The following is a 20014-nucleotide window of genomic DNA, read 5'->3' on the forward strand; positions in this document are numbered from 1 at the left end:
ATCTCTGCTCTGCCAGTCATTCATATTATTTACCATAACGTTTGTTGAATTTTTCAATTCTACCGCCAGCTGTAATATCACGTTGACGACCAGTAAAGAACGGATGGCATTTGGAACATACGTCTACATGAAGTTCTGCTTTTACGGAACCAGTTGTAAATGTATTGCCACAACCGCAAACTACTTTTGCTTCTTTGAATTCTGGATGAATTCCTTGTTGCATATCTTGTGCACCTCACTCTTTCCCCAAAACAGGGCTATAATATTTTAAATGCCGCAGCATTTAGATAAGACTTAGCTTCCCATTTCTCTTGAGGTAAAGCAAGTCGCTCTTGAAAGGAAATAATGTAATAAACACACCTCTGTTTACTACCAGACAATTATAGCATAACGCAATACGTAGTGCAATATACATATGCAAATTAATAAAAATAATGCTCCAGCCTGATCTTACCGGTAAAGAAGCGGTATTAAATAAAATAAATTAAATAAACCACACACCGTCGCAGTCGCAATAAACGCCGCTACCGGTGCCGATACACCATGATGAATCAACAATTCTTTATTAAATTCAATTAACTTCCCTTTTATCCCACTCTCACAATCCGGTTTACAAATATCCGTCTCCTGACATTCAAGAATAATCGCCTTCATCTGCTCTTTCGTCATAAGCTCTAATTGTTCCTCAGTATAATTCACCAGAAAAACCCCCACTCTAACAGCCTTCAAAAGCTGTAAAATCACCATATTATCAAATCTACGATTTGCTATTTTACATAAAACAAATCGTAGTATATAGTATTCCGAGCAGATGGGTTATGTTCTTTGTAGATTTTCAGGATGGGTCAATTTGAAGTCAAATGAAGCATTATCTGTAATTGATAAATTAGCAATTTACATTTCATTATGAGTCAATTCGAAGTGAGAGGTGTAAAAAACATGACTGATATGATCAAAAATTTACATTTCATTATGAGTCAATTCGAAGTGCATTAGCATTCACACAGAACAAGTGTTTTATTAATTTACATTTCATTATGAGTCAATTCGAAGTTTTCGCAATAAATCAGATAGTTTGCTATTAGCCCAAATTTACATTTCATTATGAGTCAATTCGAAGTGTAGACTTTTACAATTTCTGTTGTACGTTCGCCGTCATTTACATTTCATTATGAGTCAATTCGAAGTGCAGCTCCAACACACTCCAATGCTTGGAGCAAAATCATTTACATTTCATTATGAGTCAATTCGAAGTTTGCCTCTTTAATTCCTCATCATAAGCATCTACTTCATTTACATTTCATTATGAGTCAATTCGAAGTTTGATCATTTAAAACAAATGCATCATCTGAAATTACATTTACATTTCATTATGAGTCAATTCGAAGTATTAATTGATCCATTTCCCGCCCCTCCCACTTCTTTTATTTACATTTCATTATGAGTCAATTCGAAGTTATCGGCATTCACTTCGTGCAACTGTTAAAAAATATATTTACATTTCATTATGAGTCAATTCGAAGTCCAAATAGCTTATATGCGTATACGACTGACGATGCAATTTACATTTCATTATGAGTCAATTCGAAGTGATATATTAGGACTAAGCCAACAAGCAATTGCTAAAATTTACATTTCATTATGAGTCAATTCGAAGTCGGCAACAGAAGGTAAATAATCGTAAAGTACGATTTAATTTACATTTCATTATGAGTCAATTCGAAGTACGTACCTAAACAAAGCCTTATTTTTCAATATTAATTTCATCATTTTCTGTCTATCTACTATTATATATCATATTTACATAGAAATCTGCAAAATAATTTTATTTCAATCACTCATTATCCCAATAAACATCTGCATTTGTGCATATCTGTCGTACCCCATATAAAATTGCATTTTTACAGGTCGACAGATCGAAAAATTTTATGTTTTATTATTCTAATCAGACCTTCTGAATATTTCTTCAATATTCTCTTTGGATGTCCATGATTATTTTTCTTGGTATCGTTTTTCTACCGATACCGATCTAAAAAATCAAAATAGCCTGCCATATACTGCGTTACTACTCTAACTACAACGATAAACTTTTTTTTCGTAGCAATTACCCAACACGCAAATGATGTATTGTTTATAGTCAGAAAACATGGATTATACAGATCATAAATCGTTGTTCTTATACCAAAACTTGCGCAACTGCGTCCAAATTAACAAACCCTTTCATTTTTTAACATAAGAAAAGACAGCCTAAAATTTGAGCTGTCTCGACTGGTAATATTATGTTAAAATAAAGACCGGACTAGCACGAACTAGTCCGATTAACTGAATACAGGAGGTGATACCTTGAAGTTTCGTTTCTCGCTCGAAATAGAAGGAACGGTACTTATTAAGGTAATGGCGCTTTTGACTTTTATCCTTAAAGTGATGTTCACCTAATGCATTCAACCGAAACGTCCTGTTCTCCGCAGGGCGTTTTTGGTTTATATAGTATATGTTCATTATATGCGATTTCATACGTATTGTAAACTGCCATAACATATACGTAAAATAAGTCTTTTAGTTCATTAATTCTTTCTTTAATTGTTTTATATTTGTGTTAAGTACAAATTACTTTTTCTTTTGTCTCATTTACATTTCATTATGAGTCAATTCGAAGTATCTTTAAAAAGTTTATAGTCTGTTGTGCATTATTATTTACATTTCATTATGAGCCAATTCGAAGTAAGATACGAGGCGTAATTTGCCGTATCAATGCCAACATTTACATTTCATTATGAGCCAATTCGAAGTTGTCCCTGTCGTGTGATCTCCTAATCTCGTTACCGCATTTACATTTCATTATGAGCCAATTCGAAGTGTTATTGAGGGCGGACAAGCAGGCGCATTACAGGAATTTACATTTCATTATGAGCCAATTCGAAGTTGACCTGATTTTTGCTTGATACCTCGATTGTATAAAAATTTACATTTCATTATGAGCCAATTCGAAGTTTATCTAGTGAATTGCGTAAATATTGCATGGTGAAATTTACATTTCATTATGAGCCAATTCGAAGTTTAACAATCTTTGCGCGTAAAACTAACCTGTATTCATTTACATTTCATTATGAGCCAATTCGAAGTCTAACCGCTGTTGCCGTAGAACTGCTGTAAAGACCATTTACATTTCATTATGAGCCAATTCGAAGTTCAATGATTTCGCTACAAAGCCAATCATGGCAATCCAATTTACATTTCATTATGAGCCAATTCGAAGTTAAATACATGATTGATTACGATGCAAATAATTACTTATTTACATTTCATTATGAGCCAATTCGAAGTAGCGACTACTCCATAGATGTCATTAGGTTTATCACCATTTACATTTCATTATGAGCCAATTCGAAGTAAACAAGTTCTCAATCCTCATTAATTGATTTTTACCGATTTACATTTCATTATGAGCCAATTCGAAGTAAAAGATGCTAAAAACTTAAAACTTATACCTAGCAAATTTACATTTCATTATGAGCCAATTCGAAGTATCTAATCTCCTTGACTGCTTCTTTAACATCCGCAAATTTACATTTCATTATGAGCCAATTCGAAGTTAAGAGCACCTAAGATGCAAAAAACATATTACTGCACATTTACATTTCATTATGAGCCAATTCGAAGTAAATTAGCGATGAAACAATAGATTTAGCGGTACAAATTTACATTTCATTATGAGCCAATTCGAAGTAAGAGCAATGAAATTATAAGAGGTGTTCATGATGAAATTTACATTTCATTATGAGCCAATTCGAAGTAAATGATAGGTGTCCCATTCCTGCCAGAAGTACCGATTTACATTTCATTATGAGCCAATTCGAAGTACGTGAACAACGCTTCACACGTATTTTCTCGAATCTCCATTTACATTTCATTATGAGCCAATTCGAAGTGGGATATTTGGTCAGATATAGTGATGATTATATTTCAATTTACATTTCATTATGAGCCAATTCGAAGTTCTATAACTTCTATTTTTCCATCAGTGTAATGTGAATTTACATTTCATTATGAGCCAATTCGAAGTGCTATATTCTCAGCCTCATCGCAAAGAACTTTCACATTTACATTTCATTATGAGCCAATTCGAAGTTAAAGTCATGCGGAAGATCGCAAGCATAAATTTAAATTTACATTTCATTATGAGCCAATTCGAAGTCGACAGGCTAAAAAGCACATCAAAAGTGATTACGTTTATTTACATTTCATTATGAGCCAATTCGAAGTCTTTGCCCTCACGAAGCCTTATTTATCAATACCAAAATCATTATTTTCTGTCTATCTATTATTATATATCATATTTATCCATAAATCTGCAAAAATATTTTCTGGCAAACCGTCCGCAGGCCATTGATTCTCTCGCTTTGTCCATGTCTGTCGTACCCCCGCCTTTTTTACAGTATCGGAGGTCGACAGATCAGATGAAGTTTGATGTTTTATCTTCTTCCTGCACCACGAACTCTTTCTTCATCCATATATTATTTCTCCCTCTAAAGATGATGCAAGAATCGATACCTTCTCGTAATTGTTCCCGCACTTCTGCTTTTAAAGAAAGCAGCTGACTTTCTGAAAGCTCACCTTCAAAGACGGAATTTTGAATATGGGTTAAATATTTTTTACAGGTTTTAAAAACACGGCGCAAAATTTTTGGGCCTTCTTTATCCAGTTTTATATCATAGACCAATACCATATACATAAAATCACCACCAGATTCTAAATGCTTTATAAGTATCCGCACCCATCACATGCTTAATCAATTTGTAGACTTCCAAACGGATCAGATGCTGATAGGAAACTTCCCGATTAAGCGTCCTATGTTTGATACTTGTTTTTAATTTTTCATCCAGAGCCTCCATAATCTTTTTCGCAACTGAATCTTTCATGCGAATGCAATCTACATCTTTATCGAAATCCGATTCATCGATAATTTTCTTATTTAACAAAGAAAAGATCAATCGATCCGCAAGTAACGGTTTGAAAATTTCTGCAATATCTAAGGCCAAAGAAAACCGCTTAACAGATGGCTCATGCAGATAGCTGATGGTCGGATTCGCCTGCGTCTTATATATTTCACTCAGTACCTTGGTATAAATCACGGAATTCACAAACGATATCAACGTATTCACCATATTATCCGGCGGCCGTTTCGTACGTTTTTCGAAATCGATCTCCGCGTCGATAATCGTATCCCAGGCACTATAATAAATTTTTCTGATATTGCCCTCAATTCCCATGAGCTCCTGTACATCCTTACAATACGGAATATGTGTACTCAGCGTTTTTATGTCCTCCATATAAGAAGACAAATCTTTGCCACGGGCATTATAATAACGTAAATTTCTATAGATATTATCATAGGCGCCAGAAATGAATTCTCTTGCGATCTCCATTCTTTTTTCCAAATCAGTGTAATGCTCTACTTGCTTAACGAGAAGCGAACCTGACACATATTTCTCTCTTGGACAAAAACTGCCCGTATAAAACTCATAATAATTGAAAAAATGCACCGTCACACCATTTTGCGCCAAAAAGTCGAGCAATTTCGTATTCAGCGTCATTTCAGAAAAAATATAAATATCCTTTACACGCTCGATCGGAATATCTTTATGCATGCCATCCTCACGACATAGTTGAAGGGAATTATCTTTACGCTTGATTTGACCATTTGAAAAAACATAATAAGATTGCTTCATTTGAACTGCCCCATTTCAACATAATTTAAATATAGCAAAACTCATAATACGCACACGATTTACAGGCTGGTTTATCAATCGTTGCCGGCAAAGTTTCTGCCAGCAGCGCTTCCTTGATCAATTCCAGATTGTGCGCAACCATTTTTATATCGTCTTCCGTCAGAAAAACTTCCTCCGTCAGATGCTCTTTCGGCACGGCCAAAACACCCTGCACATCTTTTAAACCATGCTTATGCAATACATAAAGATAATATTTAATTTGCTGAATTGCCATCTGTTTTTCTTTCTGGCTTTTCTTTACCTCGTACACAATGCCATTATGAATGTAATCGATATTAATACAATCATCCACTAAAATATGCTTGCGTTCGCGGCTATACGAAGTCTCATCGATGATTTTGCCGATCTGTACGCGCTCGCTTTCATCTTCAAGGCTAATATCTCTTGCGTAAAGCCACATCTTGCGCTTACATAAAAAATAATACGAATAGATGACACCTGTGACCTGTTTCATTTTCTCACCTCAGAAATATTGATCCGCTTTATCTTCTTTTTCTAAACAAAGCCCTTGCCCTGATAAATCTGTAAAATCATAAAGTCTCCTGCAGCGATGAATGCCGAGCCATTTGATTTGTTCGATTGGGTATTGATCAATTGCTCCCTTGCTTTTTGGGGCTTTTAATAGATTTGCATTTAACGACAAGGTATACTGCAATAGATCATTTTCAGCCTTCATCCGCGTTTTTATATCATATTTCTTCTTTTCTTTGATGATTTCGATATAGTTTTGCACATCGTCATTTTGATAGAATTTATCCGGCAAAACTGTAACACTTTGAATATTGCGAAACTGTTGATGTGCTGTTTCAGCATCAATCGTGGATGGCGATAAATCATGTAATGTTTTTAAACATGCTTCAATTTTTTTATAATACTCGGTATCTTTCACTCTGGCAATATCATATACGGCATTGACATACGCAAATTTTTCTGTTTCTAAAAAGTAACGATTGTTATATTTTTGCAGATCATCTACCGAAAACTGATAGATATCCCTATACGGATAAACTCTCCCAAGGCCATTTCCTGTATTATAAATATATACATTGGGGCTAAGTCCACGATAATTGCGTTTACGATAGCACCGCCCCATTCTTTGGAGCAAACTATCGGCCGGGCACATTTCCGTAAACAATACATCAAAATCAATATCCAAGCTCGCTTCTACGATCTGCGTACTAATCCAAATTCCGGTTTCATCGCTATCCGAGAACTCCATGATTTCATTTTCTAACTGTTTTCTATCTTTGCGCGTAAACCTGCTATGCAATAATTTCACATAATCGATTCGATCTTTTAAGCGCTCATATACAGCTTGCGCCTTTCCTACTGTATTGCATAAAACCAATACTTTTTTATCTTGTGCATCTTCAAGAATCTTTTCATCATCAAAATCCGCCGCTTCGATAAAAGCAATTTTATGCCGTTTATCATATTCGCCTTGAAATGGCGTCTCAGGCATTTCAAAAGGAATTTCTTGCTGCGTCAGAAAATGCTGCAAGACCGGTGGAAACGTTGCCGTAATAATCGCAAACTTTCCGCCAAGTGCATGAATAATCTTCAACCCATAGATGATATACGCCAAAATCTCTGCCGAATACATTTGAATTTCATCAATGATCACTTTTGAATACTTTAAAGTAGCCGGCACGATTTCACTGCCCATTGCTTTAAATACAAACCAAAATAACTGATCGACTGTACAAATCGTCAACGGATACGCTAATAATTTTGCTTTTTCCCTGCGAACCAATGGATCTTCCATTGCAGCATGCCCTGTATCCTGCTTTGAGAAATAATAAGCTAATAAATCGGAATGCAATAAAGTAATCTTATCTTCATCATACTGATATTGATGACTTTGTTTTCCACTGATCCGTTCATAAATTGCATTGATCGATACCTTTAATGGTAAAGTATAAAAAGCCTTACTACCGTCCAGCCAAAATAATGCCGCTTCTGTTTTTCCGCTACCCGTAGCTGCGCGTACGACTAAATTTTTATCCTTTCTATGTAACATATAGTCTTGTACCGGACGCAGTACCTTCCATTGGTTTTGAATCACGTTGGTCAACGTCCCCTTTGGCAAAGGCTCTATTTCAATCTGCGCATGATTTTTTCCACTCGCTGCATAGTCGAGTTTATTGAGCATGCCTTTTACGACAATATACTTCAGCCATTTCGCATGTGCTTCGGCCTTGGTCATACTCCCTTGATTGCTTGCATTGTTGGTAAATTCGGTAATCAGATAGCCTAAATCCAAATAATCCGTATTTTTATAGAAAACACGCGCTTTATCATATGAATAGGATTCCGGTAAATATCGGTCAATATATCTGCCAAAATCACTTTCTGTATAAAAATCCGCTCTGGTGTGATGATTATAAATCGCTGTAACTACAACATCGATATCTTCCCCATGTTGTTCTTCTAATTCCTCCGGATTCATATATGCCGCACTTAGAAAACCATGCGGGATTTCTTCATCTCCCGAAGGAACATATTCCTCATACACCCGCCCAGCTGCCTTATGTATTTTATATTGAAACAACGCGTTCAGCTTGCCCAAATCGTGATAAAACGCCGCCAACTCAATAAACGCTTTTTCTTCTTTACTAAACTGCGCACCATATAGACGTAAAAATTTTTTCCATAAACTCAGCAAGTCGTCCGTGTGCTCTTTCACGGTTTGTATCGGCTTCGATTTTGCTAGATACTCCATCGTTTTCCCCTCCATATTGAAAGAAGGACAAGTTCTTATGAAATTCAGAACTTGTCCTTACTCTATGCGAAAAACACGCCGTCTGCGGCCTGCGTATCCTCTGCATACCATGCACCTTTGGCTAAAACATGACCTTTGGCTACATGACTTACTTCAATTTTTTTATCCCATTGCCGCAATCCCGTATTGGGATTTATACAAAAGACTTTATTTAATTTATACTTAGACCCCAATTTACCAATCATTTTTTTGTGTATCCCATCCATCGGTACATAAGCATCATATCGAAGCTCAATTCTGCTGCATTCTTTAATTGCAACGATCTCTACCTCATCAATGCATAACAAATCCTCATGCCTGCCCAGCGCAGGATAAACAACAGGATGGAGCAAACCTTGCAGTATCATCTCTAAATCGGCTTCATCCTTCGGACGAATATGCAATAACAGCTTCATATCGGTGAGCAACTCAATATTGCCCGGGCCGATATTGATCCCATCCAACTTATCGCCATTTTTTACTGCAGCCTGATGACGCGTTTTATCATAGGTGATACCGAATGCATACTTTGTATACATCTCACTCACAGCACTATGATAACAGCCCTGTATACTGACATCCATCCGATGATATTCCGTAAATCCGCACACCGTATGGATCATCCCAATCACCGTGGAATACGGCGGCAGGGGATAAGATTCCTTGATCTGAAAACTCGTGGGTTTGCGATAATTTACCAGCTGCTGTGAGCAGACCAGACGAATCACCCTATTCATAATAAGCATCCACTTCATGTTTTAATGCAGTAAATACTTCTGTCACAGACCCCGGATTTAGCGTTTCATGAATCTCCTGATCATTGGCAAGCATACCTTCCATGTACCCGATCAGCGTATGTGCTTTCGTATCATCATTACCATCCCTGAGCTGTTTTATCGCGCCTACGTTGAGTCTCATCTCTTGCAATTTTAAACGATTTTCAAAATAAGGATTTTTACGTTGATACACACCACCGATGACAAAAATTGGATTTAAATTTTCGCGGCGCCCTTTAATATCCCGATACAAAAATTGAACCGTATCCAGGAAATCCTTTATGCGTTTGGCTTTTTCGCCTTTTTCCAAATCAATTGAACCGTCAATGCCGACCCGATCCAAATCTACCGTAATCGTATATGCGTAAATGGACTTATGAATTTCACTCTGCGCAATTGCATTTTCTAATTTATCACGTGAGGCCAATCCCATATTCGTTAGATAATCCAAATCACCGCGGTACGCTTCTAACGCAATCGCATTACTCAGGCGTACAACTGCCGACCGTTTATTTGAGCCGCCTTTTTCATTTTCTGTTTTGGCTGAGGTTTTTAAATATCCAAACAAATCAACTTCCGGATATTCTGCAATGGTAGCTTCCGGAGCAAATTGCACAACCTTGTTTTGCGCTGTTACCGGTGTATTGTCCCAGCCGAGCTGCTGCATCATATTATAGCGAAGTGCCTGTCTGGAGATATACGTATATTGTTTTCGATCATCGCGTCCTAATTTTTTCAGCACCGTAATATTGCCAAAACCCTCACCATAATTTGCACTTTCTGCTTCAAAAAGAATGCTCAATGTTAATCCGTTTCTAGCCATTTTTACGCCTCCTCAACTTTTTCTTCGCTAACTTTGTCTTCATTTATGTACTTTTCATTTTTCAATCCAAGGATAAATGCATAGCCCAAATACTGCAGTTCATCCTCTGACGAAAATGTTTTCAAAAAGACTTGTGGAATTGGTACACTTACACTTGAATACATTCTAAACACTAAATTCCAAAACTGTTCGCGATCATTCACTTGCAAAGCATTTAACAGCTGATATACAAAACCTCGTAGTTTATTATCTGCATCCTGCGCTCTTGTTTTTTCGCCACAAATCAAATTTCTTAAATCTCGTCCACGATAAAATGCATTATTCGCACTTTCTTTTCCCATTTTCGTCCCCCCTGACATCTCGATTTGAATATCAAGCACATGCTTTAAATATATCGTCTGCGTATTTTCCTTTAAAGAGCTTTTTAATACACGATTGAGCAACTCATATTGATTGGTCCGATCAAAAATATTTTGTATGACAGCTTGGTAAAGATTCAGCCATACTTTAGGACTTATCTCGATAGAAATCCCCTGGATCTTGGTTAAATTTCTTTGGCACTGTTTTAAAATTTCAAGTATGTCTTTAGCGATAATATTAAATTTATAACGATCCGTAGTTTTATCCCGCACAATCACCTGAATATTATTTTGCTCTTTGGTCTTTTCTTCAAGGATTTCCTGCACAATACGATTTAAAATCAGTTGATACGTTTCATTTTCCTGATTGGAATTTTTTATTTTATGCTTACTCTCAAGACTACTGTTCGTATCTACCAACTGCTCTACACTCGTATTTGTATTCACGAAAACAAGATTTCTCCCCAAGGCTTGGAATCCAAGCGGCGCCAACGAATAGACAAACGCACATAACGGACAAATGTATGCGTCCGGCTTATAATCCCAAAACGGTGACTTCTTCCGGCTCATATCATCTACACTGTCATTCAAAAAAGAAATATCCATCGTTTTGGGCAGCAAAACATCACATTCGATACACGACTTCGCTTTTTTATTTTTCACAGGTTTGCAGTCTCTCAAATACTCCTTTAATGGTGCAACAAAATCCTTGTCATACACATCATGCATATTCTTTTTTGAATTGCTCGTATTCAAAAACGCTTTATTTGACCAAATCGAATTAATCCTTGCATAAATAATATCCTTCATTAAAAAAGTTTCTTGCACTTTATCCTCTGATAAAAGTTCTTTTAACTTACAAAGTTGTTCACACTTTTCCCGATAGTCTTTTAGCTCCTTAATCTCTTTACACAACGCAGCCAACTCAATGTTATAGCCTTGTTCCGCCAAAATCGTGCAGGCGCTAAAATAACTATTACGTACCAAACCGGTATTATTTAATACATATTTATATTTAGCATCTAACAGTTTCTTGATTTCTTTGCTTTCCTCTGCAAGATACTTATCTGTAAGCGACTTCACACTATCCATCTCTGCACAAATCCGCGTGAAATTGGCATCCTCACGAAACTTTTTAATATGCGCCTCGATATAAGCCTGAGCAAGATCATGCGACAATAAAAAATCACGCGCGACACTTAGCGAATTTCCGTCAATTTTATAATCTTCGTCCGCCCTCGCATCCATGTGCTCCAGTAAATAACGAAAACCAACAATCCCTGCATTAAATAAAAATGCATTGACCTCTAATTTGACAAACGCTTCGTCCATTCTCCCACCTCCTTAAGCCAGGATCTCAAACATTCCAAAGCCTTGACTTCTTCTTGAACCAATACCTGCATGATAAAGGAAATTGAGCAGCTCCGGCTGTCCCGTCAATTTATATACACCTAAACTCACATCAATATGGTAATCAAACGCCGTAACGACTGTTTTTTTCGGTATAACAGGGACAATCGTAAAACCATGCACCAAATTCTCATCCATAGCAAAAATACTAAGCTGTGCTTGTACAATTTTTTTCGCTGTTTCGGCGAAATCATCACAAGTACAATCCACGTATCGATCAATATTCGTCTCACGATTATGCTCACGCAGTACCATTGGACTGAGCATTTTTATCACAAATTCATTTTTATGTACCTTTTGTTCCGGAAGTAACCTTATACTCTTCATTTGCATATGATTTTGATTCTTTAGTGGAAACGTTTTCTTTTTATTCTTTATCATTGCATTGTAAAGCAGCATCATTTCCTTTGCATCTGCACTGCTTAAAGTAAGACTAATCAAATTGCCACCAAGCTGAATCGTGTCTCCCACAAACTTCGGATGATTCATCCTCACGCCAAATGTAAATTTTTTCGCTATACTGTCGCGATCTTTGTAAAACTCCTGAAAAAATTCTTCTCCACAATCACTTAGATTGTTTTTAATAAACGATACAAACACCGGACGAAAATCCTTCGCCAATTCCGGCTTCGCCAATTCCAAACTCACAACCATTCGCAAATACATCACCTCCTAAATTTAAAATACAATATTATCTTACATTTCAAATAATATCATATTTTGATAAAAATAAACACAGAGATAAGAAAATTCTTACATTAATGCTATTTCATTTTTCCTATCACTTTTACATCTTCTATGAGCAAACCAATATCCCCATCACTCTGCAAATTCCTATTCGCATCAAACAGCTCGTATTGCTTAACTGCCAATTCTTTTGCTATCTCCGCTGATACTTTTCCCGCATTTTCCAGCACCTGCCTATTGGTAAATTGTAAAAACGCATTTAACTTGGCTTCCCAATCTGCCATATGCATGGGAATATGCTGCTTTGCCTGATCATCCGCATAATCCAGGTACATTACCACAATACGATTTAACGCTTCAATTTCTTCTTGTGTTAGATAATTTTTCGCTATATCGATATCACCTTTACGAACTTTTGCTCCTTTAAAAGAGGTAAGTCCCATATTGGGTTTTGTCGCATCAGCACGTTCTGCAATCAGTTCAGCCGCAGTATGTCCATGTACGCTATAATGCATTTTATTCTGCACCGTTTGAAAAAATCGCTTTGTACTTTCCAGCTTTGCATCATAGTCAATGGAGGTTTTATAGATTTCTGCAATTTTTTGATAAAACCGCTGTTCTGACGCACGAATATCTTTAATTCGTTCAAGCAACTCATCAAAATAATCAATTCCAAATACCTGCGGATTTTTTAGCCGTTCATCATTCATCGCAAAACCTTTTTTGCTGTACTCTGTCAATATACTTGATGCCCAATTGCGAAAATGCATTCCAACGTTAGAACGAACTCGATAACCAATCGCTAAAACCATTTGAAAATTATAATGTTTGATATTACGTTTGATCTGTCTATTTCCCTCATTTTGAACTTGTAAGTATTCCTTACAAGTTGCATCCTCAAATAATTCGCCATCCGCATAAATATTTTTTATATGTAACGTTATATTCTGTGAAGATGTTTGATACAATTCAGCCAAACTTTTCTGCGACAACCAGATCGTATCACCTTCAAAATAAACATCGAGTTTCGTATCACCTTTTTCATTCTGATAAATAAGAATTTTGCCCAATACATCCTGCATAAACATACCTCCTGCTCACTAAAAAACAACGTAATAGTTTTCATCTCACTGAATTGTAGTAAATCTATCTCCATTCATTGTTATACATCTTGCTTCTAACACTTAAACTTCCAAACAACTTCCTATTAACTCCACATTTCCCTATAAAAAATAAAGTTCCTGCCAAAGTAATACATAAATTAGCAGAAACTACACCTATCCATATATATCCTCAATCCATAAATCTCGCTTCAAGTCCAGCATAAAACCCATATCTATAGGCGGAATCATTTGTTAAATAATCATAATCTTCAAGTTTTTCTATCAAATCTTTCCTATCTTTCAATGCCACATGGATTTCCTGAAAGATTTCACCGGCTGCATCATTTGTAACATATCCATTAAGTTGGTTCGCAATCGATAACATTTGCATAAACTTTCCTAAATTATACATGCATAAGTTAAAGCATATACCCCCTGTCTTATCACCTTTTTCATTTAAAAATTTTCCTACACTTTCAACCATCTTAAATTCTGCATTAGTTTCTCTTAGTAACGGAACCCTGAGTAATAATTCTTGAATTCTCTCGATTTCACGCTTATCGATATTGCTTGTATCTAACATGACGAATCCCCCTTATTATTCTTTTTCCAATTACCCAATACTCTTCAATAACTCCACAAGATAATATTCAACTTTTACAGTTATTATATATCTTTTGTAGTTATATTTCAATATCTTCTATCGTTATTTTTATAAAAAATTTGTTTTTTTATATCGTTAATGCTAATATATTATCTATAGAAGTTATCCAGGAGGCTATTATGATTAATATAAAAGTTGCAGAACTAATGGGAAAACACAAATTAACCAGAAAAGCCTTGTCTGAAATGACCGGCATACGACCTAATACTATTTCCGCACTTTGGAGCGGAAATATAAAACGCTTAGAAATTCATCAAATCGATAAACTATGTACTGCTTTGAATTGTCAACCATCAGACTTGATGGAATATATACCGGATGATAAAACAAATACAATTGATCAATGATTATATTTTTAAAAATCAATAAAATAAAACTTCCTATTTAGGTAATAACCATTTAAATGCTCACCTAGTTAGGAAGTTTTTCTTTTTCTATCAATACTAACAATAAAATTTGAATTAGTGAACTTCGCTAAGTTAATTTTTTATTTATTTGATTAGGAAAACAAACTGATAACATCATCATTTCTTATAGAAAGAAACTGATACACGTGAAAAAATAAAATGTGCTATACAAGTTTAGACATTAAGCACATACACAAAATATACAGCATGTACATTTTCTTCCGCAAAAAACTTAGGATAATCTCTTAAAGCCATCAAAGAACTTACTCCGTCAATAGCACAAAAATAGAATCGACTTTATCTCACAATAGAAGGGAGAAAAATTTATGGATTTCACAAAAATAGACGATTTGCAGTCCAAACTTAAAGCAATGCGTCCGCTAAATCCAGCAGAGCTGAGTCGCCTTCGCAACGATTTTATCATTGAGAACACTTACAATTCAAATGCTATAGAAGGCAACACCTTAACCTTACGCGAAACAGCACTGATTTTACAGGAAGGTATCACAATCGCAGAAAAACCAGTCAAGGAACATTTGGAAGTGATTGGACATAAGGATGCATTTGAATATATTCTCACGCTTGCAGACAGCCAAACATTGCTTACAGAAAAAGTTATCCAAGTTATTCACTCACTTGTCCTGATTAGCGATGCCTCAAGTCGCGGTATTTATCGCCGTCTTCCCGTGACAATCATGGGGGCAATGCATACCCCACCCCAACCCGATCTGATTCCTGTGCAAATGGAACAGTTGCTTGCTGACTACACTTCCAGCCAAGGTAAACATATTATTGAAACCCTCGCCGAATTTCATTTGCGTTTTGAAGGCATACACCCTTTCATTGATGGGAACGGAAGAACAGGACGCTTAATATTGAATTTGGAACTTATTAAAGCTGGCCTGTTGCCAATCAATATAAAGTTTGCTGATCGCCGCAAATATTACGAATGCTTTGATTGTTATTATGGAGCATCAAAATCAGCAAAAACATTGATAGAATTGATTATACATTATGAAATTGAAGAAATAGAAAAATATCTAAACATTTTAATTTGAAATGAGTTGTCAGATTAAGCGGTATACATACACTTAAAATTTGTGTACGCTTTTTCGTTATATTTTTACTGTCGGAATGCGTACTTGTACAATTTAGCTGAATTTTTCTGCGACAACTATGTCAAGTTACTTTCAAAATAAAACTTCCTATTAGGTAGGAGCCATTTAACTGCTCACCTAATAGGAAGTTTTTCTTTTTTATCTTATAGATACTAAAATTTCATTGTCCATCCTTTTTATGCTAATTGATCCAATCTACGATCATAACTTCATCAAAGCTGCTATCCGCAATACTCAATCCTAATGAAATTAATTCATCCTGGCTATACACCAGTACCATTTGATTCAGCTTAGCTAACATCAACATTACAGCAATACCAATTCGTTTATTTCCATCAATGAATCCATGATTGTTAATCAGTGAATGTGCCATAATCGCAATTTTTTCTTCATCTGTCTTATATAAATCAATCCCGTCAAAAGTTGCCATTGCCCCAAGCCTAGCACTTTCAATCAATCCTTTATCCCGAATGCCGAGGTTTCCGCCAATTTTGACAATTAATGTTCATGCAATGATCAACATTAATATTTTCATTATTGTGCTAACTCCAAAAATGCTTCTTTATTTTCTTCTATAACATTATCCATCATTTGTTCTATTTCTTTACGCTGTTTTTTATCCTCGGGTAACGATTGAAAGTCCTGTAATAAATTTTCTACTAATACCATTTTTACCCCTCCAGCATTACTTGTATTATATCCTAAAAATCAACCAATGAACATATAGCACTAAAATTCATACGTCCAATAAAAAAACACTTATATTTTTATTTCCGCACCATCAATCAACAACTTCTCTACACGCCTACATAAAAACCATATTCAGACACGGAATTACTTGTCAAATTATCAACTAAGTGAAAAAGATCATAAAGAAAAAATTTGCGAAGATAAAAACTTTCTATTGTAACACCTACACCAATTATAACTAATTTTTCTTTTTCTACAATAAAAAAGAGTGAAGGTTACTCTCCACTCATAAGGATAATTAATACTTAATACAAGCTAATAATGCTACGTTACGAGGGCGGATAGAGCGAAGATAATCACTTGAAAGATTATCAACTGCAGTTGAATTATTCCACTGCCCTAATACAGCTGATTTATTTTCAGCAGCTTCATAACCGAATTTTGCTAAATCATTGTTTTTCCAGTCTATTGATCCCAAAACATGTTGCTGATCATCATCAACAAGTACTTGTGTTGAAATTTGATTACTTCCAAACTCTCTACTAACGTCTACCCCACGTCGATCATCAAATCCACGAACGAATTCGCCACGCAAATCAGGTAAATTAAACGTAGAGTTACCGTCGCCTTCACCAAAAATTATGCCTATCGCACTAAATAAATCTGCATAATCTGCTCTGGAAATTGCTGAACCATCAGCCCTCAACCAACCTTTCGGTGCACTTGCCATCGCAAAATATTGCACAGCGCCTGCTGGCAAATTACACGGCATTTCCGGGATTACACTCTTATGAAACTTTCCGTTACACCCCAGCATCGCTAATTTTCCCGTATCCTCTTCACCATGAGATACTACAATAATTTCTTCATTTACGTTTACTGTTCTTGCCATAATAAAATTCCTCCTAAAATTAATATTTAATACAAGCTAATAATGCTACATTACGCGGGCGAGTAATACCGAAGTTGTATTTAAAAGGATTCTCTATTACCGATTGATAAGAAGTAGCTGGATTATAAAGCGCATTATTTAAACCATCATATTCGGAAATCGATACAGGATTATCTAGACCAACACGTTGGTTCATTATTACATTAGTAGTATCGTCTGCGCTTATAAAGCTAGTAATGGTTAATTGGGAAAGGCTTGGATCATTTACAGATAATGATCCCTTCTGCGCACTACCAAATAAACGTCCTGTATCAACCTCGCGTCCATCATCAAATCCACGAACAAACTCACCGCGTAAATCTGGTAAATTAAAAGTAGTACTACCATCACCAGCACCAAAAATAGTACCTACTGCAGTAAATAAATTAGCATAGACAGTTCTAGAAACTGCTGAGCCGTCGGCTTTTAACCAACCTTCTGGAGCTATTTTACGTGCAAAATACTCAACCGCCCCTGTGGGAACCGCATAAATAGAACAAGCTGAAATAATATCATTGACAGTTTTTCCTTCGATAGTATTTGCATTATCCGCACTAAGTACATCTACTTGAATAGCTACATCTTTCGATCCGTCAAAGCTTGTACTCCCCGTTGCATCTCCTTCTAAAGAGATTTTTCTTGCGGTTGTCAATTTGTCTGCAGTTTCTGCAACAACAGCAGTCGCAGCGTCTACAATCTTGTCCTCTTTTAAGGCTCTAAGATTTTCTCTGATATCTTCCCTTGATACTTTAATATCAATATCCTCTGGTAAATCTGAATTGTAAGACATAATAAAATTCCTCCTAAAATTAATATTTAATACAAGCTAATAATGCTACGTTACGCGGGCGGGTTTCTTTATCACCATATTCAAATGTAGTCACAGGTAAAGCTTCACCATCAGGCGTGACACCATATTCATTCGAATATGTTTTCCCCCAAAGACCTAGGTCTTTAAAAACAATGTCATTCCCTGCGATCCCCGTTTCTGTTCTTAATTTATGAGAATGTTTTTGAATAGCATCAAATTGAGAAGAGCCAAATACCCGATCATTATCTATTCCGCGCCCTTCATCAAGTCCACGAATAAATTCACCACGCAGATCAGGTAAATTAAACGTAGTTTTATCATCACCTGTCCCAAAAGAAGTACCCACCATATTATACAAATCAGCAAACACATCTCTCGATACTTCGCGACCATCGCACAATAACCAACCTTCTGGTGGGAACTGCCTTGCAAAATAGTTAACTGTTCCTACTGGATTTTTTTCGTTACAACAACACATAAAAAATTCCTCCTAATTTTTCATTAAGGCCCAATATATACTAAATCCTCTTCTTTCTAATCTATTTTGTTTCGTATATCGGGCCTCACCTACATACATTCCTTTAAGATCTGTTTTTAAACACATAATTTAAATTTATTTTTATTTATCGATAATTTCTAACCATCACCAGCCAAAGGATTATACATAAAGTTAGCTTTTAACAACGTTTGCATCATATCACGATGTTTGTATGTCCGGGTGGTTTTCGAAACGTGACAAAACGTCTGTCAGAAAACCTTATCAACAGTGCATGTTTGGTCGTCATTATTTCTGCAGTTTTTATTACAGTCTACGCACATTGCGACATTCCATTTAGGCATAAAAAAACGCCCCGAAGGGCGTATGATTAGTCTGTTATTAATTTAAATTTCTGTTTTGATTAATTCATTTTTTATCCATGCCGTGTATTTATCAAATAAGTATCAAAGACCTGAAGATGATATAACAGCAACAAAACCACAATTTGCACTATTAATTAAACATAGAATATTTAACGCTGGTAAGTTTATTGTCAGAAACTACTCCAAATTCGTTTTTGGCAACTATCCGGAATTGCCGGATAGTTCAACTGTGCATGTATGTATAAAATCAACAAAACTGTCAATACTATAAATGACCGATAAATGTTTTTCATAAAATCTCATTCCTTCTCTTACATAAGACCGCTCATTGTAGCGGTCTTATTTTTATTTATCCGGTCTTTTTCATTTATTACTTCTATTAGCATCAATCAGCATATATAAATTCGAAGTTTTCAGTTTCATATTTTCAAAAGATTTCTCGCCGACATTTACATTTCATTATGAGTCAATTCGAAGTTTACAATGATGTGTTGCTAGAACTTGAACATGCGCGCATTTACATTTCATTATGAGTCAATTCGAAGTGTTTTGGAGTAAAATAGTATCTTTATGTGAAAAAAATTTACATTTCATTATGAGTCAATTCGAAGTTTAGATAACTTAATCGAAAATGCATGTGAACATAGATTTACATTTCATTATGAGTCAATTCGAAGTCTTATCATGATATGTATTTGAGGGAAGGGGCATAAAAATTTACATTTCATTATGAGTCAATTCGAAGTCTCATCTAAAAGCTGCTGACCACCTTTATTACCATTATTTACATTTCATTATGAGTCAATTCGAAGTAACAAAAGAAA

The 20014-nt window shown here is 35.6% G+C and carries 19 protein-coding genes and 3 CRISPR repeat arrays (1 of these 22 only partly in view); of the genes, 2 read left to right on the forward strand and 17 right to left on the reverse strand.

The genetic code is table 11. The features are described 5' to 3' along the window. Window positions 1–25 precede the first annotated feature (25 nt). The 12 genes from rpmE to BN6559_RS08070 all read right to left on the reverse strand — a co-directional run bounded on the left by rpmE (window position 26) and on the right by BN6559_RS08070 (window position 14291). Window positions 26–223, reverse strand: a complete 198-nt coding sequence (gene rpmE / locus BN6559_RS08015; RefSeq protein ID WP_110954232.1) for a 50S ribosomal protein L31 — start codon at window positions 221–223, stop codon at window positions 26–28. 227 nt (window positions 224–450) lie between these two features. Further along, the gene (locus BN6559_RS08020) at window positions 451–699 is read right to left on the reverse strand and encodes a hypothetical protein (RefSeq protein WP_110954233.1); all 249 of its coding nucleotides are present in this window, start codon (window positions 697–699) and stop codon (window positions 451–453) included. Between the two features lie 193 nt (window positions 700–892). Continuing rightward, a CRISPR array of direct repeats spans window positions 893–1727; the repeat unit is 31 nt; unit sequence ATTTACATTTCATTATGAGTCAATTCGAAGT. 899 nt (window positions 1728–2626) lie between these two features. Further along, window positions 2627–4263: a CRISPR direct-repeat array (repeat unit 31 nt; unit sequence ATTTACATTTCATTATGAGTCAATTCGAAGT). Window positions 4264–4453: 190 nt separating this feature from the next. Then, complete coding sequence (gene cas2 / locus BN6559_RS08025; RefSeq protein WP_110954234.1) at window positions 4454–4732, reverse strand: CRISPR-associated endonuclease Cas2; 279 nt, start codon at window positions 4730–4732, stop codon at window positions 4454–4456. Between the two features lie 4 nt (window positions 4733–4736). Next, complete coding sequence (cas1b, locus tag BN6559_RS08030; protein WP_110954235.1) at window positions 4737–5729, reverse strand: type I-B CRISPR-associated endonuclease Cas1b; 993 nt, start codon at window positions 5727–5729, stop codon at window positions 4737–4739. Window positions 5730–5754: 25 nt separating this feature from the next. After that, the gene (locus tag BN6559_RS08035) at window positions 5755–6243 is read right to left on the reverse strand and encodes a CRISPR-associated protein Cas4 (RefSeq protein ID WP_110954236.1); all 489 of its coding nucleotides are present in this window, start codon (window positions 6241–6243) and stop codon (window positions 5755–5757) included. 9 nt (window positions 6244–6252) lie between these two features. Beyond that, window positions 6253–8511 (reverse strand): CRISPR-associated helicase Cas3', encoded by a 2259-nt coding sequence (gene cas3 / locus BN6559_RS08040; RefSeq protein WP_199883845.1) that lies wholly within the window; start codon window positions 8509–8511, stop codon window positions 6253–6255. 62 nt (window positions 8512–8573) lie between these two features. Then, entirely contained in the window at window positions 8574–9287 is a 714-nt protein-coding gene (gene cas5 / locus BN6559_RS08045) for a CRISPR-associated protein Cas5 (protein WP_199883846.1), read from the reverse strand. Further along, window positions 9280–10149 carry a type I-B CRISPR-associated protein Cas7/Cst2/DevR gene (gene cas7i, locus BN6559_RS08050; protein ID WP_110954239.1) on the reverse strand — a complete coding sequence of 290 codons (870 nt, stop codon included), beginning with the start codon at window positions 10147–10149 and terminating at the stop codon, window positions 9280–9282. Before cas7i ends, cas5 begins: the two co-directional genes overlap by 8 nt. 2 nt (window positions 10150–10151) lie before the next feature. Beyond that, window positions 10152–11840, reverse strand: a complete 1689-nt coding sequence (gene cas8a1, locus BN6559_RS08055; RefSeq protein WP_110954240.1) for a type I-B CRISPR-associated protein Cas8b1/Cst1 — start codon at window positions 11838–11840, stop codon at window positions 10152–10154. A gap of 12 nt (window positions 11841–11852) precedes the next feature. Further along, a complete protein-coding gene (cas6, locus tag BN6559_RS08060) occupies window positions 11853–12572 on the reverse strand; it encodes a CRISPR-associated endoribonuclease Cas6 (protein WP_234407910.1) in 720 nt (239 codons plus the stop codon). A gap of 110 nt (window positions 12573–12682) precedes the next feature. Further along, a complete protein-coding gene (locus BN6559_RS08065) occupies window positions 12683–13687 on the reverse strand; it encodes a virulence RhuM family protein (RefSeq protein ID WP_110954242.1) in 1005 nt (334 codons plus the stop codon). Window positions 13688–13898: 211 nt separating this feature from the next. Further along, entirely contained in the window at window positions 13899–14291 is a 393-nt protein-coding gene (locus tag BN6559_RS08070) for a hypothetical protein (protein WP_110954243.1), read from the reverse strand. 200 nt (window positions 14292–14491) lie between these two features. Between BN6559_RS08070 and BN6559_RS08075 the strand changes: the two genes are divergently transcribed. Both BN6559_RS08075 and BN6559_RS08080 read left to right on the forward strand, forming a co-directional pair. Then, the gene (locus BN6559_RS08075; protein WP_110954244.1) at window positions 14492–14719 is read left to right on the forward strand and encodes a helix-turn-helix domain-containing protein; all 228 of its coding nucleotides are present in this window, start codon (window positions 14492–14494) and stop codon (window positions 14717–14719) included. 386 nt (window positions 14720–15105) lie between these two features. Then, entirely contained in the window at window positions 15106–15837 is a 732-nt protein-coding gene (locus BN6559_RS08080) for a Fic family protein (protein ID WP_110954245.1), read from the forward strand. A 241-nt stretch (window positions 15838–16078) separates the two neighbouring features. On the opposite strand, the gene BN6559_RS08085 is transcribed toward BN6559_RS08080, so the two are convergent. The 5 genes from BN6559_RS08085 to BN6559_RS08100 all read right to left on the reverse strand — a co-directional run bounded on the left by BN6559_RS08085 (window position 16079) and on the right by BN6559_RS08100 (window position 18807). Continuing rightward, window positions 16079–16396, reverse strand: a complete 318-nt coding sequence (locus tag BN6559_RS08085) for a type II toxin-antitoxin system death-on-curing family toxin (protein ID WP_324609429.1) — start codon at window positions 16394–16396, stop codon at window positions 16079–16081. Window positions 16397–16431: 35 nt separating this feature from the next. Further along, on the reverse strand, window positions 16432–16566 hold the full coding sequence (locus BN6559_RS19660; RefSeq protein ID WP_267886706.1) for a hypothetical protein: 135 nt from the start codon (window positions 16564–16566) through the stop codon (window positions 16432–16434). A gap of 319 nt (window positions 16567–16885) precedes the next feature. After that, complete coding sequence (locus tag BN6559_RS08090) at window positions 16886–17479, reverse strand: phage tail protein (RefSeq protein WP_110954246.1); 594 nt, start codon at window positions 17477–17479, stop codon at window positions 16886–16888. Between the two features lie 19 nt (window positions 17480–17498). Then, window positions 17499–18308, reverse strand: coding sequence for a phage tail protein (locus BN6559_RS08095; protein WP_110954247.1), 810 nt, complete (start codon window positions 18306–18308; stop codon window positions 17499–17501). Between the two features lie 19 nt (window positions 18309–18327). Continuing rightward, entirely contained in the window at window positions 18328–18807 is a 480-nt protein-coding gene (locus BN6559_RS08100) for a phage tail protein (protein ID WP_110954248.1), read from the reverse strand. Between the two features lie 830 nt (window positions 18808–19637). Further along, a CRISPR array of direct repeats spans window positions 19638–20014; the repeat unit is 31 nt; unit sequence ATTTACATTTCATTATGAGTCAATTCGAAGT (it continues 1474 nt past the right edge of the window).

Origin of the sequence: Massilibacillus massiliensis (assembly GCF_900086705.1) — a bacterium.
Classification (GTDB): Bacteria; Bacillota; Negativicutes; order FLKF01; family FLKF01; genus Massilibacillus; species Massilibacillus massiliensis.

Excerpts from the sequence above, each read along its gene's own strand:
- rpmE (WP_110954232.1), bottom strand. The coding sequence starts at position 223 with ATGCAACAAGGAATTCATCCAGAATTCAAAGAAGCAAAAGTAGTTTGC.
- cas2 (WP_110954234.1), bottom strand. The coding sequence starts at position 4,732 with ATGTATATGGTATTGGTCTATGATATAAAACTGGATAAAGAAGGCCCA.
- cas1b (WP_110954235.1), bottom strand. The coding sequence starts at position 5,729 with ATGAAGCAATCTTATTATGTTTTTTCAAATGGTCAAATCAAGCGTAAA.
- BN6559_RS08035 (WP_110954236.1), bottom strand. The coding sequence starts at position 6,243 with ATGAAACAGGTCACAGGTGTCATCTATTCGTATTATTTTTTATGTAAG.
- cas3 (WP_199883845.1), bottom strand. The coding sequence starts at position 8,511 with ATGGAGTATCTAGCAAAATCGAAGCCGATACAAACCGTGAAAGAGCAC.
- cas5 (WP_199883846.1), bottom strand. The coding sequence starts at position 9,287 with ATGAATAGGGTGATTCGTCTGGTCTGCTCACAGCAGCTGGTAAATTAT.
- cas7i (WP_110954239.1), bottom strand. The coding sequence starts at position 10,149 with ATGGCTAGAAACGGATTAACATTGAGCATTCTTTTTGAAGCAGAAAGT.
- cas8a1 (WP_110954240.1), bottom strand. The coding sequence starts at position 11,840 with ATGGACGAAGCGTTTGTCAAATTAGAGGTCAATGCATTTTTATTTAAT.
- cas6 (WP_234407910.1), bottom strand. The coding sequence starts at position 12,572 with ATGGTTGTGAGTTTGGAATTGGCGAAGCCGGAATTGGCGAAGGATTTT.
- BN6559_RS08065 (WP_110954242.1), bottom strand. The coding sequence starts at position 13,687 with ATGCAGGATGTATTGGGCAAAATTCTTATTTATCAGAATGAAAAAGGT.
- BN6559_RS08070 (WP_110954243.1), bottom strand. The coding sequence starts at position 14,291 with ATGTTAGATACAAGCAATATCGATAAGCGTGAAATCGAGAGAATTCAA.
- BN6559_RS08075 (WP_110954244.1), top strand. The coding sequence starts at position 14,492 with ATGATTAATATAAAAGTTGCAGAACTAATGGGAAAACACAAATTAACC.
- BN6559_RS08080 (WP_110954245.1), top strand. The coding sequence starts at position 15,106 with ATGGATTTCACAAAAATAGACGATTTGCAGTCCAAACTTAAAGCAATG.
- BN6559_RS19660 (WP_267886706.1), bottom strand. The coding sequence starts at position 16,566 with ATGGTATTAGTAGAAAATTTATTACAGGACTTTCAATCGTTACCCGAG.
- BN6559_RS08090 (WP_110954246.1), bottom strand. The coding sequence starts at position 17,479 with ATGGCAAGAACAGTAAACGTAAATGAAGAAATTATTGTAGTATCTCAT.
- BN6559_RS08095 (WP_110954247.1), bottom strand. The coding sequence starts at position 18,308 with ATGTCTTACAATTCAGATTTACCAGAGGATATTGATATTAAAGTATCA.
- BN6559_RS08100 (WP_110954248.1), bottom strand. The coding sequence starts at position 18,807 with ATGTGTTGTTGTAACGAAAAAAATCCAGTAGGAACAGTTAACTATTTT.